Source organism: Pseudonocardia aurantiaca, assembly GCF_039526725.1.
GTDB classification, from domain to species: Bacteria; Actinomycetota; Actinomycetes; order Mycobacteriales; family Pseudonocardiaceae; genus Pseudonocardia; species Pseudonocardia aurantiaca.
Genome location: NZ_BAAAJG010000029.1, coordinates 130,763 through 144,134, shown reverse-complemented (window position 1 = coordinate 144,134; position 13,372 = coordinate 130,763). Strand labels below are relative to the sequence as shown.

Sequence of the window (13,372 nt, the reverse complement as noted above, 5' to 3'; positions counted from 1 at the left end):
ACCGCGGTCCGGGGGACAGGGGATGGTTCGGTGCGGGACGACCCGTCTCCCGGGCCCGATGCGAGAAACCTCGTTTGCTCGCATGTTTGCCGTGGGTCGTTATGAAATTCCCCTGGCGGGAGTGATCGACGTCGAAGGCGGACGCCCTACCAGGTCGGTGGAGTGTTCACCCAGATCGCGGTGGCGGCCTGAGGCCCTGGATTGACGAACCAGTGCGGCACGGTGGAGGAGAAGCGGATCGAGTCACCGGTCGACAGCCCGTGCCGCACGCCGTCGATGAAGACATCGATCTGTCCTGAGAGGACGATCCCGAACTCCTCGCCGTTGTGGCGGAACGGCGTGGCACTCGTGTCATGGCCGGGCTCTGACGAGACCAGGTTCGCCTCGATCTGGCCGGATAGGTCCGGGGTGAGCATCTCGTACGACACGCGGTCGCTCTGCATGCCGTGACCGTCGATGCGACGCCGCTCGCCCGCACGAACGACCGGCGACGAACTATCGGTGATCATGAGAAACCGACCAACCGGCACATCCAGCCCATGTGCGAGTTGGACGAGGGTCGCGAAGCTGGGGTTGCCGATCCCGCGCTCCAGCTGGCTGACCACGCCGGCGGACAGCACGCTGCGCTCGGCGAGCTGATCCAGCGTCATCCCGCGGTCCTTGCGAAGGCACCGCACAGTCGCCCCGATGACAGCGACCATGGGGGCGACGTCGGGCACCTCGCGGGCGTCCGCAGCTTGACGCATGGTAGCAACATAATGAATATCTTCATTCTGTCAACAGTCCCCTAGGTTGACCTACCGAAGGATGCGAAGCCCCACGTGACTGCAGTCGACGTCGAACCCAAGCCGGCCGCCGATCAACTGGAGGCCGTCCTGTCCGCGGCCGACGCCACCGCCGCCGCCGGCTGACGGCCCCCCGATGCCGGATCAGTCGTTGCGTGCCACAGACTTCCTGACGCTGCCCAAGGCGGAGCTGCACCTGCACACCGAGGCGGCGATCCGCCCCGGAACCGCGGCGGAGCTCGCCGATCGCTCTGGTCTCCCCCTGCCTCCGATCGGGCAGCAACATCCGACCTGGCCGACGTTCAGCGCAGCGTACGAGCAATGCCGAGCGCTGATCGGATCGCTCGACGACCTCAGGCGCGTGGTCCGTGAGGTGTTCGAGCACGCGCCCGCACAGGGGATCGTGTGGACCGAGCTGCACGTCGTCCCACATCTGTACGGCGGTCGGCTCGGCCCGGTCGAGGGTCTGGTCGAGGCCGCCGTCGACGGGATCGATCTCGCCCGCCGCGACGGTGGCGGCGCGGGTGGGCTGGTCCTCGGCGTGGGGCGCAACGCCTCTTCGGCTGCGGCCGACGAGGTCGCGGATCTCGCCCTGTCGTGGGCAGGCCGCGGCGTCGTGGCCATGGGTCTGACCGGAAAGGAGGACGATTTCCCGTCCTCACGTTTCGCCGCCTCCTACCGCAGAGCACGGGACAGCGGGTTGGGAGTCGTCCCGCATTCCGGCGAGAGCGGCAACGCCTCCTGCGTCGCGGAGACGCTGCGTGAGCTGCAGCCGCACCGGATCAGTCACGGCGTACGAGCGGTCGAGGACGACGCCGTACTCGCCGAGCTCGCGCGACAGCAGATCTGTCTTGATGTCGCCCTGACCGGAAACCTGCAGTTGTGCGTCGTTCCGTCCGCTCGCGACCATCCGCTGCCTGAACTGATCCGTCGGGGAATCCCCGTGTCGCTGGGAAGTGACGCGCCGTACCTCTACGGGGTCGACCTGCTGGACGAATATGCTCTGGCGCATCGGGCGTTCGGTTTGCCCGCGTCAGCCATGGCATCGATTGCAGCCGATTCGCTGCGACATGCGCGATCCAATGTCGACCTCCTGCACCGCCACAGCGCAGCGATCGAGCGGTGGATCAACGCGGCGTGCCTCGGCTGAGGCCAGCCGGGCGAGCGGCTGCTGGTCCTCGACCGGCGCCGCCGCTTGGGACTCAACTGGACGCGCTCAAAAGCCGTACTGAAAACCACACGGTGTCGAGGTGGATGCGCCGCGAGCTCGTGGCACTTCCTGCTGTTGCCGGGACATGCGGGTCGGCGTGCCGGACGGGGGTGCCGACGCCGCCGAGTTCGTGCCACCACGGCTCGGGCACGACCTCGTCGAGCACCCGCGGGTAGGCCGGGGCTCGGTCGGTGGTCACCTCGGTCGGCCGCCGGGCCGTGTTCAGCGCCCGACTGAAGAACCGGCGGGTCGCCGCCAGATCCCGCTTCGGCGAGGCCAAGTCGTCGATGACCTGCCCATACTGGTCGATCGCCCGATAGAGGTACACCCAGCGCCCGGCAACCTTCAAGTAGGTCTCGTCGACGAACCAGCGGTCCCCAGCGACATGCCGGCAGGGCCGGGCGGCGTCGATCAACTCGGGAGTGAACCGCTGCACCCACCGGTAGATCGTGACGTGATCCACCGCGATGCCTCGTTCCGCAAGTAGCTCCTCCACATCGCGGTAGGACAGGCCGTACCGCATGTACCAGCGCACCGCCAGCATGATCACCTCGCGCGGGAACCGGAACCCGGCGAAGCTGGACCGAGTTCCCCGCCGCCTTCGACGCCGTCTTCGCCAGCGCCGACATCCGCATCATCCGCACCCCAGTTCGAGCAACGCGAGCGAACGCGATCGCCGAACGCTGGATCGGCACCCTGCGCCGCGAATGCCTGGACCACATTCTCATCACCGGACCACGCCACCTCGCGGCGGTGCTGCAGGAATACGTCGAGCACTACAACACCCACCGCCCGCACCGATCGCTCCATCAGCACCCGCCCGCAGGCCGCACTCCCCCGCCCTCCGAAGCGACCGTTCGGCCGCTGCGACTCGCGAAGGGCAGTTCCCACCGAGCAGCACCTTGTCCACCACGCCGGTCTGCGTGACGGTCTTCAGATAGTCGTGCACGACCAGCCGCTGGTAGTGGGAGTGATCATGAGCCGCAACATCACCCTCGAGCAGGCCGAGAACATCATCGGGGCCTGCAAGGCCGAGGCCCGCGCTGTCGGGCAGCCCATGAACATCGCCGTGGTCGACGACAGCGGCAACCTCGTCGCTTTCGTCGCGATGGACGACACCAAGCTCATCGGTGAGGACATCGCGCAGAAGAAGGCGCTCACCGCTGTCTACTTCCACATGGACACCCGCGATCTCGTCCCGCTTGTGCAGCCCGGGGCGGCCCTCTACGGAATCGAGTCCACCACCAGCGGCCGGCTGGTCGTCTTCGCTGGCGGCGTGCTGCTGCGCAGGCCCGACGGCATGGTGGCCGGGGGTGTGGGGGTCAGCGCCGGCACGGTCGACGAGGACCACCAGGTGGCCGAGGCCGGCCGGAAGGCCTTCACCGGCTGAATCCGGTGGCCGCCGTCAACAGTGCTGTACTGCTGCGTCGGCCGTAGTCATGGCACCGATCACGGCGGTCACGCTGATCCGTCGCCGCCGAAGTGGCGCCGCGGAGCTGCGCTGGGGCGCCGGAGCCCGCCATGGCCGACCGAGTCCGGTTCTTCCATCTGAGTAGTAAGTAGCAGTCGGGTGTGGGTCGACCTGGACCGCCTCTACCGCACCTCCCCCGCTACGAGGCCGGACGGCGCGGATCCCGCTCTCGACCCGGCGCCGCACCACGTCATCCACCCCACCGGCCGCGTCCCGGGCGTCCTCATGGTGGGAACGGGCCACCGACCGCCGGTGGTACGGGCGCGTCGACTTCCCGGTGCACGACCCGCACGGCGCGATCATGCTCACCCAACGCATGTTCTCGTCCCCGCCGACGCGCTCAGCTCGGTCCCCGAGCAGCCCCGCAACGGCTGAGCCGGCCGGGAGACGCGGGGGCATGGCGCTCGCCGGGGCGTGGTCGAGCCGGAACGTCCGGCTGGCTGGGTGGCACGCATCTCGCAGGGCTCCAGCCTGCTCCACAGCGCCAGGTACGGCGGGTTCGGATCCTGCGCGTTCAGCCCGAGCACCTGCTCGACGGCCGCGGCCACCGGCAGGTCCGCGCGGCGCAGCAGCAACTGCCGTGCCAGCACCGCGCGGTTGAGCGCCCGCGGGCTCAGCACCTCGGCCCCCGATCGCCGTCCCGGCCCGCGGGCGGCCATCTCAGCGCACCTTCCGGAAGAACGCGCGGACGTCGTCGACCAGCAGATCCGGCGCCTCCATCGCGGCGAAGTGGCCGCCGCGGTCGAACTGGCGATCGCCGAGCAGCAGAACAACGTGGTGCACTGGTCGGAGCGTGGCCCGGACGCTGAGGTGCCCGCCCGCGAAGTCCACGTCCTCCCAGCGCAGCGCAGCGATTTCGCCGCGGCGCATGCCGTAGACCACCGCAAGGGTGATTAGCGGGTGCGCCGAGTCCCGAGCCGGCGGCCCTGGCCGATCCAATCGAGGGACCTTGGCCGTTGACACCGGTGGCACTCAGGTCTGCACTTGTGTCGTGATCCCGGCGGATCCCGGTGCCGACCGGCAGGCCGTAGCGGCCCGGGACACGCCTGATCCCGAGGTCCGGGCCGCCGGCCTCGCCACGCCGCTGTCCGAGGTGGTCAGCCGCGAGCCGCTGCTCGTCCCGCCCGCCACCACCGTCGCCGACGTGGCGATGGCGATGCGGGAGGGCCACCACAGCTGCGCCGTGGTCACCTCCGAGCCGGTGGGCATCGTGACGAATGGGGACCTGGCGCGGGTGCTGGCCGAGCGCCGCCCATCGGACATTCCGGTGCGCCATGTCATGACCAGCCCGGTGCACGTGCTGCCCGCCGCCGCCCCGCTCATCCGGGGGCTGCTGCTCATGCTGGACGAGGGCATCGAGCACGTCCCGGTGGTGCGTGGCGACCGGGTCGTCCGCGTGGTCACCGACGTCGACGTGATGCGCCAGCAGTCCGCGAGCCCGCTGCTGGTCGCAGACCGGATCCGTCGCGCTGGCTCGGGAGGACTGCACGATTCGGCACTGCCGGATGTGTCCACCGACCTCGCCGGCGCGGCCGCGTCACTGCTCGCCGTCGGCGTCGACGGGCTGCGGATCGCAGCGGTCGTGGCGAGCCTGCGCGACGCGCTCACCGTCCGGATGCTGCAGCTCGCCGAGCGCGAGCTCGGGCCACCGCACTGCCCGTACGCATGGCTGGCGCTCGGGTCGCAGGGGCGGATGGAGCAACTGCTGCACTCCGACCAGGACACCGCGCTCGCCTACGCCGAGCCAACCGCCCAGGCCGGTGAGTACTTCGCGGCGCTGGCCGAGCGGGTCACCAACGGGCTGGCGGCGGCAGGCGTCCCGCGCTGCCCCGGGGGCTTCATGGCGACCGCCTGGTGCCGGCCGCTCGACGAGTGGCGGCGGACGTTCCTCGGCTGGCTCGACGAGCCGGACGCCCAGCGCCTGCTCGACGCGCAGGTGTTCCTGGACCTGCGTCCCGTCGCCGGCGGGCTGGACGTCGGTGTGTTGGACCGCGCGCTGGCCCGGGGGCGCAACCGCCCGGGCATCCAGCTGGCCCTCGCACAGACGGCCCGCAGGTTCGCCCCGCGGGCCGGGCGGTTGGGGCGGGTCCGGACGGACCGGCTGGCGCCGGCCGACGTGAAGCTGCGCGGCACCGTCCCGATCGTCATGCTGGGCCGGCTCTACGGCCTGGCCGCCGGCTCCCCCGAGCGCACCACCGCTGGCCGCCTGCGCGCCGCCGCAGCCGCGGACCTGATCTCCGCCGACGCCGCCGACACCCTGCTCGACGCCTACGCCGTCCTGCTCTCGAACCGGCTGGCGACCGAACTCGGCGGCCGGACCGGGGATCGGGCGAGCGCCCAGGCGATGATCCTGTCGGCCCGGCAGGGCCGCGAGCTGCTGGCCGCGTTGCGCGCCGTACGCACGGCACTGCAAGCCAGCGCCCTGACCTATCCGGACCCGGGGTGAGCGGCGTGAAGGCGAAGCTGATCGCCGTGACGGCACTCGCTGCCGGGTGCTTCACCTACCCGCTGCTGTCGCTGTTCGACCGGCCGGTTCAGGTGCTCGGGGTGCCGCTGGTGTGGGGGTACCTGTTCCTGGTCTGGGCTCTGCTCATCGTGGCGGTGGCCATCCTGTCGAGGCGGGCCGGTGGGGGGCACTAGATGGTCGCGGCCTGGGTGGTGGTGGTCGTCTCGCTGGCCTACCTCGGCCTGCTCTTCGGCATCGCCCACTACGGCACTCAGCGGGCCGCCGCCGGCCGCAGCCTGATCTCCAGCGGCGTCGTGTACGCGCTGTCGCTCGCGGTGTACGCCACGTCCTGGACGTACTACGGCAGCGTCGGGCGGGCCGCCACGCGGGGTCTGGAGTTCCTGACCATCTACCTCGGGCCCGCCCTGATGATGGCCTGTTCCGCCGTCGTCCTCCAGAAGATCATCAGGGTCAGCAAGCGCTACCACATCACGTCGCTCTCGGACTTCGCCGCCGCGCGCTACGGCAACAGCCGGGTGCTCGGCGGACTGGTCGCGCTCATCGCGGTGGTCGGCACCGTGCCGTACATCGCGCTGCAGCTCAAGGCGGTGTCGAGCACGTTCCGCATCGTGACCGGCGGCGAGGTCTCCACGGCGGACGTGCCGCTGCTCGCCGACACGGCGCTCTACGTCGCGCTGGTGCTTGCGGTGTTCGCGATCCTGTTCGGCACGCGGCACCTGGATGCGACCGAACGGCACGAGGGCATGGTGGCCGCGATCGCGTTCGAGTCGGTGGTCAAGCTCGTCGCGTTCCTGGCGGCCGGCGTGTTCGTCACCTTCGGCCTCTTCGGTGGGTTCGTCGATCTGTTCGACCGGGCCGCCGCCGCGCAGGTGCTGGCCGACGTGGTCAACATCGGCGGGTACGGGAACTGGTTCTGGCTGATGGTGTTGTCGTCGTTCGCGGTGCTGCTGCTGCCCCGCCAGTTCCAGATCGGTGTGGTCGAGAACGTCGACGAGCGGCACGTCCGCACCGCCGCGTGGCTGGTCCCGCTGTACCTCCTCGTGATCAACATCTTCGTCGTGCCGATCGCGCTGGCGGGCCTGCTCGTGCTCGGCGGGACGGCGAGCCCGGACACCTACGTGCTCGCGCTGCAACAGCACGGTGCACTCGCCCTCCTGGTCTTCGTCGGAGGGCTCTCGGCGGCGACCGGGATGGTGATCGTCGAGACGATCGCGCTCTCCACGATGGTGTCGAACTCGCTCGTCGTGCCACTGCTGTTGCGGCGCGCCGGTCTCGTCGCCCGGCGCGATCTCGGCCGGCTGGTCCTGCTGATCCGCCGCATCACGATCCTCGTGGTGCTGCTGCTGGGCTTCGCGTTCTTCCGGATCTCCGGTGACGCGCTGGGCCTGGTCGACATGGGGCTGGTCTCGTTCGCCGCGGTCGCCCAGTTCGCGCCCGCGCTGCTCGGCGGGTTGTGGTGGAAGGGCGGCACGCGCAACGGGGCCCTGGTCGGCCTGGTCGCCGGGATCGCGCTGTGGGCCTACACCTTGTTGCTTCCCGAGCTCTCGAAGTCGGGGTGGGTGCCGGAGTCGATCGTGCGCGACGGGCCGTTCGGTGTCGCCCTGCTGCGCCCGCAGGAGCTGTTCGGCCTGACCGGTATGGGTGCGGTCGGGGGCGGCGTGTTCTGGAGCCTGCTGGTCAACGTCGGGCTGTTCGTCGGGGTGTCGCTCGCCGGGCGCCCCAGTCCGGCAGAGGCCGGGCACGCGGCGCTGTTCGTGGACATCGACCGCCAGCCCCCGGGACCGGGTACCCGCTTCTACCGGGGCAGCGTGCCGGTGGCGCAGCTGCGCGACCTGCTGGCGCGGTTCGTCGGTGCCGGGGCCGCCACCGCCCTCGTCGCGGAGCACGCCGCACGGGCCGGCGCAACTCTGGCCGACGACGCGCAAGCCGACGCTGATCTGGTCCGGCAGGTGGAGACCGCGCTCACCGGTGCGGTCGGGCCGGCCGCCGCACGGGCACTCGTCGCCTCGGTGGTCGACGAGGAGCCCCTCGGCATGACGGAGGTCATCGAACTGGTCGGCGAAGCGCAGCACCTGCGCGAGCTGGACCGGCTCAAGGACGAGTTCATCGCGACCGTCACGCACGAGCTGCGTACGCCGCTGACCTCCGTCCGGGCATTCACGGAGATCCTGCGGGACAACCCGGGCCTGCCCACCGCGGAGCGGGCGCGCTACCTGGAGATCATGGCAACAGAGGCCGAGCGGCTGACGAGGATGGTGAACCAGGTGCTGGACCTCGCGCGGCTCGAGTCCGGGAACGCCCGGTGGCGGCTCACCGAGCTCGATCTGAGCGAGGTGATCGACGAGGCGGCGACGGCAACTGCCCAGCTGTTCACCGACAAGCGGGTCGCATTGGAGGTCGAGAAGGCCGATCCGGGACCGGTCGTCGAGGCCGACCGGGACGGCGTGATGCAGGTGCTGCTCAACCTGCTCTCCAACGCGGTCAAGGTCAGCCCGCCATCCGGCGGCCGGGTGCGGATCCGGCTGGGCACTGACGACAGTGCGGCTCGCATCGATGTTTCGGACAACGGCCCGGGGGTGCCGGCCGCGGACCGGGAGGTGATCTTCGACAGGTTCCGGCAGGGCCGGCCCGGTGCCCGCCCGAGTGGGACCGGACTCGGCCTCGCGATCAGCCGGCGGATTGTCGAGCAGTTCGGCGGCACGATCGCGGTGTCGGACTGTGGCGGAAACGGCCGGGGTGCCACGTTCTCGGTCCGGCTCCCGGTTCGCCGGCCCGTGCGGCGCCGGCGGGTGCAGCCGTCCCGAACGCGGTAGGACACTGAGCCGTGGCGCGCATCCTGATCTGCGACGACGAGCCCAACATCGTGGTCTCGCTGGATTTCCTCATGCGCCGGCAGGGCCACGAGGTCCGGGTGGTCGGCGACGGGGAAGCGGTCCTCGCGGAGGTGCCGGAGTTCGACCCGGATCTGGTGCTGCTCGACCTGATGCTGCCGGGCCGGGACGGCTACGAGATCTGCCAGACGCTGCGTGCGGGCGGGCACCGGATGAAGATCCTCATGCTGACCGCCAAGGGGCGCGAGGCGGAGATCGCCAAGGGTCTCGCGGTCGGTGCGGACGACTACCTGACCAAGCCGTTCGGCACCCAGGACCTCGTGGCGCGCGTGCAGCGGCTGCTCGGGCGGGGAGGGGAGACATGAACCCCTCTCGCCTCCGCCTCGCGGGGGCCCTTGCCGCGGTGGTCCTCGCGCCCGCTGTGGTGGTCGCGGTTCTCGGGGCCGGCGTCTACGTCAGCGTGCCGGCCGCCGACCGAGCTGTGCTGGACCGCGTGGTGCGCGAGCAGGTGGGATTCCTCGCGGTGGCCGCGTCCCTGGTGGTGCTCGTCGCCGGACTGCTGCTCGCCGCGGCGCTACGCCGCTATGTCGACCCGGCGCGCCGGCTGGCCGCGGACGTTCGAGTAATGCTCGATGCCAACCCGGACCACCACGTCACGCCCTCCGGTCCGGCCGAGCTGCGCACACTGGCGGAAGCCGTGAACGAGCTGGCCGAACGGCACGCGAAGGCGCGCCGCGACGTGGTCGAGCAGGTGGAGACAGCGGCGGCCGACCTCGACCGCGAGCGTCACAGGCTCGCGGTCCTGATGGGGGTGCTGACGATCGCGGTCCTGGTGTGCGCCGAGGACGGGCGGATCCTGCTGTACAACACCGCCGCGCGCGACCTGCTCGGGGAGGACGTCGGGCTGGGGCGGTCGGTGTTCGGCGTGCTCGACCGCAATCTGGTCGTGCACGGCCTGGAGCGCGTCGACGTGGGAGCCACGCCGCACGAGGCGACGGTCGAGCGCGTCGGCGCGCTGGTGCGCGTCCGGCTGGCTCGTGTGCCGTCGGGTACCGCGGGCGCGGCCGGGTTCGTCCTGGTCTGCGACGACGCGACGCGGCCGGAGCAGGCGGCCGCGCGCCACGCCGAGCTGCTGCGGTCGAGCGCCGACCGGGTTCGGGGCGCTGCGGGCAGCATCGGCGCCGCCGCGGGGGCGGTTCTGGGCTATCCGGACATGCCGGCGGAGCAGCGCCGCCGGTTCGTCGAGGTGATCGCCGAGGAGGCGACCCGGCTCGGGGAGGTGACTCAGCACCTGATGACCGAGTCCCCCGCCAACGAGGGCCAGTGGGCGGTCACCGACATCTCCGCGCGGGACCTGTGCGCCGCCGTCGGCGCAATTCTCCGGCGCACCGACGGCCCGGAGATCCGGATCGACGACCCGCCGGGCGACGTCTGGTTCGCCGTCGAGAGTTATGCCGTTTCTGAGGCGCTCGCCACCGTGGTCCGGCTGCTGGGCGAGCGGCACGGCGTGAACCGCGTCTTGCTCGCGGCCGCTCCCAGCGGCGCCGCCGCGACAGGCGAATTCGGTCACGTCGACCTGAGCTGGGCGGGTCCGCCGCTGGCGGCCGGCGAGCTCGAGCGGGGGATCGGGGACGCGACGGCCGTGATCCGCCGCCACGGCGGCGAGCTGTGGGCCGACACGCACCACCCGCAGGTCCGGGTGATGCTGCCGCGATCTGATGGTGCCCCCCGGCCGCAGGCGAAGGGGATGCCTGAGGAACCCCCGCCGGCGCTCTACGACTTCGAGCTCGAGCAGTTCCAGCCCGACCCGGCCGAGTGGTCGGAGTGGGAGGACGGCCCGCTCGACCGGCTCACCTACACCGTGTTCGACACGGAGACCACCGGGTTCGCTCCCGAGGAGGGAGACGAGATTGTCTCGATCGGGGCGGTGCGCATCGTCGGTGGCCGGCTGCTGCGCACCGAGACCTTCGAGCGGCTGGTCGACCCGGGCCGCAGCATCCCGCGGACGGCGACCGCAGTGCACGGGATCACCAGCGACCTCGTTCGGGGCGCGCCCACGCTGGACGAGGTGCTGCCCGCGTTCGCCGTGTTCGCCGCCGACAGCGTGCTCGTCGGCCACAACGTGGCGTTCGATATGGCGTTCCTCGCGGCCACGCAGCGCCGCACCGGGACGAAGTTGTCCGCGCCGCTGCTCGACACACTGCTCATCGACGGGGCGCTCCACCCTGATCACGACCCCCACACCCTTGAGGCGATGGCCGAGCGCCTTGGGGTGAACCTCGTCGGCCGGCACACCGCTCTCGGCGACGCCCTCCTCACCGGGGAGATCTTCCTCCGGCAGCTGCCGCTGCTCGCCGGCCGAGGTGTGCGCACTCTCGGCGAGCTGAGGGCGGCCGCCGCGGCGACCGCCCAGGCCCGCACGAGCGCGCGGCTCTACCGGATCTAGTGCATGCCCGGATCTACTGCATGACCGCCTTCTCGGAGCCGGCGCCGGTGAGTGCCCGGACCTCCATCTCGGCGAACTTGGCCTCGTCGACCGGCTGGCGCCCGCCGACGTACGTGCCGATGACGCCCAGCAGGAACGACAGCGGGATGGACACCAGGCCGGGGTTGGCCAACGGGAAGACGTGGAAGTCCACGTCCCTGAGCATGGCCGTCGGACTCCCGGATACCGCCGGCGAGAAGATGATCAGCAGCACGCAGCTCGCCAGTCCGCCGTAAATGCTCCAGAGGGCTCCGGTGGTGTTGAACCGCTTCCAGAACAGCGTGTACAGGATCGTCGGCAGGTTCGCCGACGCTGCGACGGCGAACGCGAGCGCGACCAGGAACGCGATGTTCTGGTTGCGGGCGAAGATGCCGGCCGCGATGGCGATCACGCCGATCACGACGGCGGTGATCCGGGCCACCCGCACCTCGGAGTCCGGCGACGCCTCGCCGTGCTTGATCACGTTGGCGTAGACGTCATGGGCGAACGACGCCGACGCAGTGATCGTCAGACCGGCCACGACCGCCAGGATCGTGGCGAAGGCGACCGCGGAGATGAAGCCCAGCAGGACCTCGCCGCCGAGCACGTAGGCCAGCAGCGGCGCAGCGGAGTTGGTCTTGCCGGGCGCGTTGGCGATCGTTGTCGCGCCCCCGGGCACCAGCGCCGCGGCGCCGTAGCCCAGCACCAGCGTGAACAGGTAGAAGATCCCGATGATCCAGATGGCCCACACGACCGAGCGCCGGGCCTCCTTGGCCGAGGGCACCGTGTAGAAGCGCATGAGGATGTGCGGCAGGCCGGCAGTGCCCAGCACCAGGGCAAGCGACAGCGAGATGAAGTCGATCTTTGCTGTCGCGGTTGCCCCGTACTGCAGGCCCGGGCCGAGCAGCTTCTCGCCCAGCTCCTTGGTCTGGCCGCCGGACTCGAGCACCGGGTTCGCGACGACCGCCTGGCCGAGGATGGCCGACAGGCTGAATCCGAACAGGGCGAGCACCCAGAGCGTCATCGCCGCGGCGCCGGTCAGCAGCAGGGCGGCCTTGATGATCTGCACCCACGTGGTGCCCCTCATCCCGCCCACCAGCACGTAAATGATCATCAGGATGCCGACGACCGCGATCACCGCGCCCTGACCGAGGACGTTCGTGTTGGGAATTTTCAGGAGCAGCGCGATCAGCGCGCCGGCACCGGCCATCTGGGCGAGCAGGTAGAAGAACGACACGACCAGCGTGGACGTGGCGGCGGCCGCGCGGACCGGGCGCTGACGCATCCGGAAGCTCAGCACGTCGCCCATCGTGTACTTGCCGGTGTTGCGCAGCAGTTCGGCGACCAGCAGCAGGGCGACCAGCCAGGCGACCAGGAACCCGATCGAGTACAGGAAGCCGTCGTACCCGGTGACGGCGATCGCGCCGGCGATGCCCAGGAAGGACGCAGCGGACAGGTAGTCGCCCGAGATGGCGATGCCGTTCTGCGCCCCCGTGAACGAGCGGCCGGCCGCGTAGTAGTCGGATGCCGTCTTGGTAGTGCGGCTGGCCCGGAACACGACGACCAGCGTGACGACGACGAACACGGCGAAGATGCCGATGTTCAGCAGTGGGTTGCCGACACTCGCCGGCGCGCTGCCCTGCGCGAGGTGGTCCATCACCCGTCCCCTCCTTCGATCAGCTCGCGCAGCCGCTCGGCGCGGGGGTCGAGGTGCCGGTTCGCGTAGCGGACGTAGACGGCGGTGATGGCGAACGTGGAGACGAACTGCAGGAGCCCGATCACCAGCCCGACGGTGATGTTGCCGGCCAGCTTGGTGGCCATGAACGCCGGCGCGTAGCTGGCCAGCAGGACGTACAGCAGATACCAGAGCAGGAACGCCGCGCTCATGGGGAAGACGAACCGGCGAAGCCGGCGCCGGAGATCCTGGAACTCGGCTGTTGCCTGGACCTGCTCGTAGATGGTTGTGGTTGCCGGCCTTCCGGCCGATGGATCGATGTGGGCCACAATGCCTCCTCGCGCACCCCGGGGTACCCCATCGGGGCCTTGAAATCGCGCCTTACTAGATGGTGCACGGGAAGTCAAGCGGAGCCTGCCGTACCGGTGAGCGAGTCATGTTGCAGGGGCGGTGGGGTGTGAGGGGTGTC

At 70.6% G+C, this 13,372-nt stretch carries 14 protein-coding genes and 1 pseudogene; 8 read left to right on the top strand and 7 right to left on the bottom strand.

The features are described 5' to 3' along the window. Positions 1-146: 146 nt before the first annotated feature. Complete coding sequence (locus ABD143_RS36435) at positions 147-746, bottom strand: helix-turn-helix domain-containing protein (protein WP_343987828.1); 600 nt, start codon at positions 744-746, stop codon at positions 147-149. A 175-nt stretch (positions 747-921) separates the two neighbouring features. Between ABD143_RS36435 and add the strand changes: the two genes are divergently transcribed. Continuing rightward, on the top strand, positions 922-1,935 hold the full coding sequence (gene add / locus ABD143_RS36430) for an adenosine deaminase (RefSeq protein WP_343987825.1): 1,014 nt from the start codon (positions 922-924) through the stop codon (positions 1,933-1,935). Positions 1,936-2,137: 202 nt separating this feature from the next. On the opposite strand, the pseudogene ABD143_RS36425 reads toward add, so the two are convergent. Further along, positions 2,138-2,539 (bottom strand): annotated as a pseudogene (locus tag ABD143_RS36425) (IS6 family transposase); the annotation flags it as partial. A gap of 2 nt (positions 2,540-2,541) precedes the next feature. After that, positions 2,542-2,772, bottom strand: coding sequence for a hypothetical protein (locus ABD143_RS36420; protein WP_343987822.1), 231 nt, complete (start codon positions 2,770-2,772; stop codon positions 2,542-2,544). Between ABD143_RS36420 and ABD143_RS38435 the strand changes: the two genes are divergently transcribed. After that, positions 2,668-2,922, top strand: a complete 255-nt coding sequence (locus ABD143_RS38435; RefSeq protein WP_379659777.1) for an integrase core domain-containing protein — start codon at positions 2,668-2,670, stop codon at positions 2,920-2,922. The two genes, ABD143_RS36420 and ABD143_RS38435, sit on opposite strands and share 105 nt — an antisense overlap. 49 nt (positions 2,923-2,971) lie before the next feature. Continuing rightward, positions 2,972-3,385 (top strand): GlcG/HbpS family heme-binding protein, encoded by a 414-nt coding sequence (locus ABD143_RS36415; RefSeq protein WP_343987818.1) that lies wholly within the window; start codon positions 2,972-2,974, stop codon positions 3,383-3,385. Positions 3,386-3,771: 386 nt separating this feature from the next. Here ABD143_RS36415 and ABD143_RS38430 read toward each other — a convergent pair whose 3' ends face one another. Then, entirely contained in the window at positions 3,772-4,125 is a 354-nt protein-coding gene (locus tag ABD143_RS38430; RefSeq protein WP_379659764.1) for a hypothetical protein, read from the bottom strand. 1 nt (position 4,126) lies between these two features. Beyond that, positions 4,127-4,336 carry a hypothetical protein gene (locus ABD143_RS36405; RefSeq protein WP_343988603.1) on the bottom strand — a complete coding sequence of 70 codons (210 nt, stop codon included), beginning with the start codon at positions 4,334-4,336 and terminating at the stop codon, positions 4,127-4,129. 121 nt (positions 4,337-4,457) lie between these two features. On the opposite strand from ABD143_RS36405, the gene ABD143_RS36400 reads away from it, so the two are divergent. Genes ABD143_RS36400 through ABD143_RS36380 form a run of 5 tightly spaced genes read left to right on the top strand, consistent with a single transcriptional unit; the run spans position 4,458 to position 11,210 of the window. Beyond that, a complete protein-coding gene (locus ABD143_RS36400) occupies positions 4,458-5,912 on the top strand; it encodes a DUF294 nucleotidyltransferase-like domain-containing protein (protein WP_343987815.1) in 1,455 nt (484 codons plus the stop codon). Between the two features lie 5 nt (positions 5,913-5,917). Further along, positions 5,918-6,106, top strand: coding sequence for a hypothetical protein (locus ABD143_RS36395; RefSeq protein WP_343987812.1), 189 nt, complete (start codon positions 5,918-5,920; stop codon positions 6,104-6,106). After that, a complete protein-coding gene (locus ABD143_RS36390) occupies positions 6,107-8,746 on the top strand; it encodes an ATP-binding protein (RefSeq protein WP_343987808.1) in 2,640 nt (879 codons plus the stop codon). Between the two features lie 11 nt (positions 8,747-8,757). Continuing rightward, on the top strand, positions 8,758-9,129 hold the full coding sequence (locus ABD143_RS36385; RefSeq protein ID WP_343987805.1) for a response regulator transcription factor: 372 nt from the start codon (positions 8,758-8,760) through the stop codon (positions 9,127-9,129). Beyond that, complete coding sequence (locus ABD143_RS36380) at positions 9,126-11,210, top strand: 3'-5' exonuclease (RefSeq protein WP_343987802.1); 2,085 nt, start codon at positions 9,126-9,128, stop codon at positions 11,208-11,210. The genes ABD143_RS36385 and ABD143_RS36380 overlap by 4 nt, the downstream gene beginning before the upstream one ends. A gap of 13 nt (positions 11,211-11,223) precedes the next feature. On the opposite strand, the gene ABD143_RS36375 is transcribed toward ABD143_RS36380, so the two are convergent. Beyond that, complete coding sequence (locus ABD143_RS36375) at positions 11,224-12,885, bottom strand: solute symporter family protein (protein ID WP_343988550.1); 1,662 nt, start codon at positions 12,883-12,885, stop codon at positions 11,224-11,226. Continuing rightward, on the bottom strand, positions 12,885-13,223 hold the full coding sequence (locus ABD143_RS36370; protein WP_379659776.1) for a DUF485 domain-containing protein: 339 nt from the start codon (positions 13,221-13,223) through the stop codon (positions 12,885-12,887). The genes ABD143_RS36375 and ABD143_RS36370 overlap by 1 nt, the downstream gene beginning before the upstream one ends. Between the last annotated feature and the right edge of the window lie 149 nt (positions 13,224-13,372).

Excerpts from the sequence above, each read along its gene's own strand:
- add (WP_343987825.1), top strand. The coding sequence starts at position 922 with ATGCCGGATCAGTCGTTGCGTGCCACAGACTTCCTGACGCTGCCCAAG.
- ABD143_RS36405 (WP_343988603.1), bottom strand. The coding sequence starts at position 4,336 with ATGCGCCGCGGCGAAATCGCTGCGCTGCGCTGGGAGGACGTGGACTTC.
- ABD143_RS36435 (WP_343987828.1), bottom strand. The coding sequence starts at position 746 with ATGCGTCAAGCTGCGGACGCCCGCGAGGTGCCCGACGTCGCCCCCATG.
- ABD143_RS38430 (WP_379659764.1), bottom strand. The coding sequence starts at position 4,125 with ATGGCCGCCCGCGGGCCGGGACGGCGATCGGGGGCCGAGGTGCTGAGC.
- ABD143_RS36375 (WP_343988550.1), bottom strand. The coding sequence starts at position 12,885 with ATGGACCACCTCGCGCAGGGCAGCGCGCCGGCGAGTGTCGGCAACCCA.
- ABD143_RS36390 (WP_343987808.1), top strand. The coding sequence starts at position 6,107 with ATGGTCGCGGCCTGGGTGGTGGTGGTCGTCTCGCTGGCCTACCTCGGC.
- ABD143_RS36415 (WP_343987818.1), top strand. The coding sequence starts at position 2,972 with ATGAGCCGCAACATCACCCTCGAGCAGGCCGAGAACATCATCGGGGCC.
- ABD143_RS36380 (WP_343987802.1), top strand. The coding sequence starts at position 9,126 with ATGAACCCCTCTCGCCTCCGCCTCGCGGGGGCCCTTGCCGCGGTGGTC.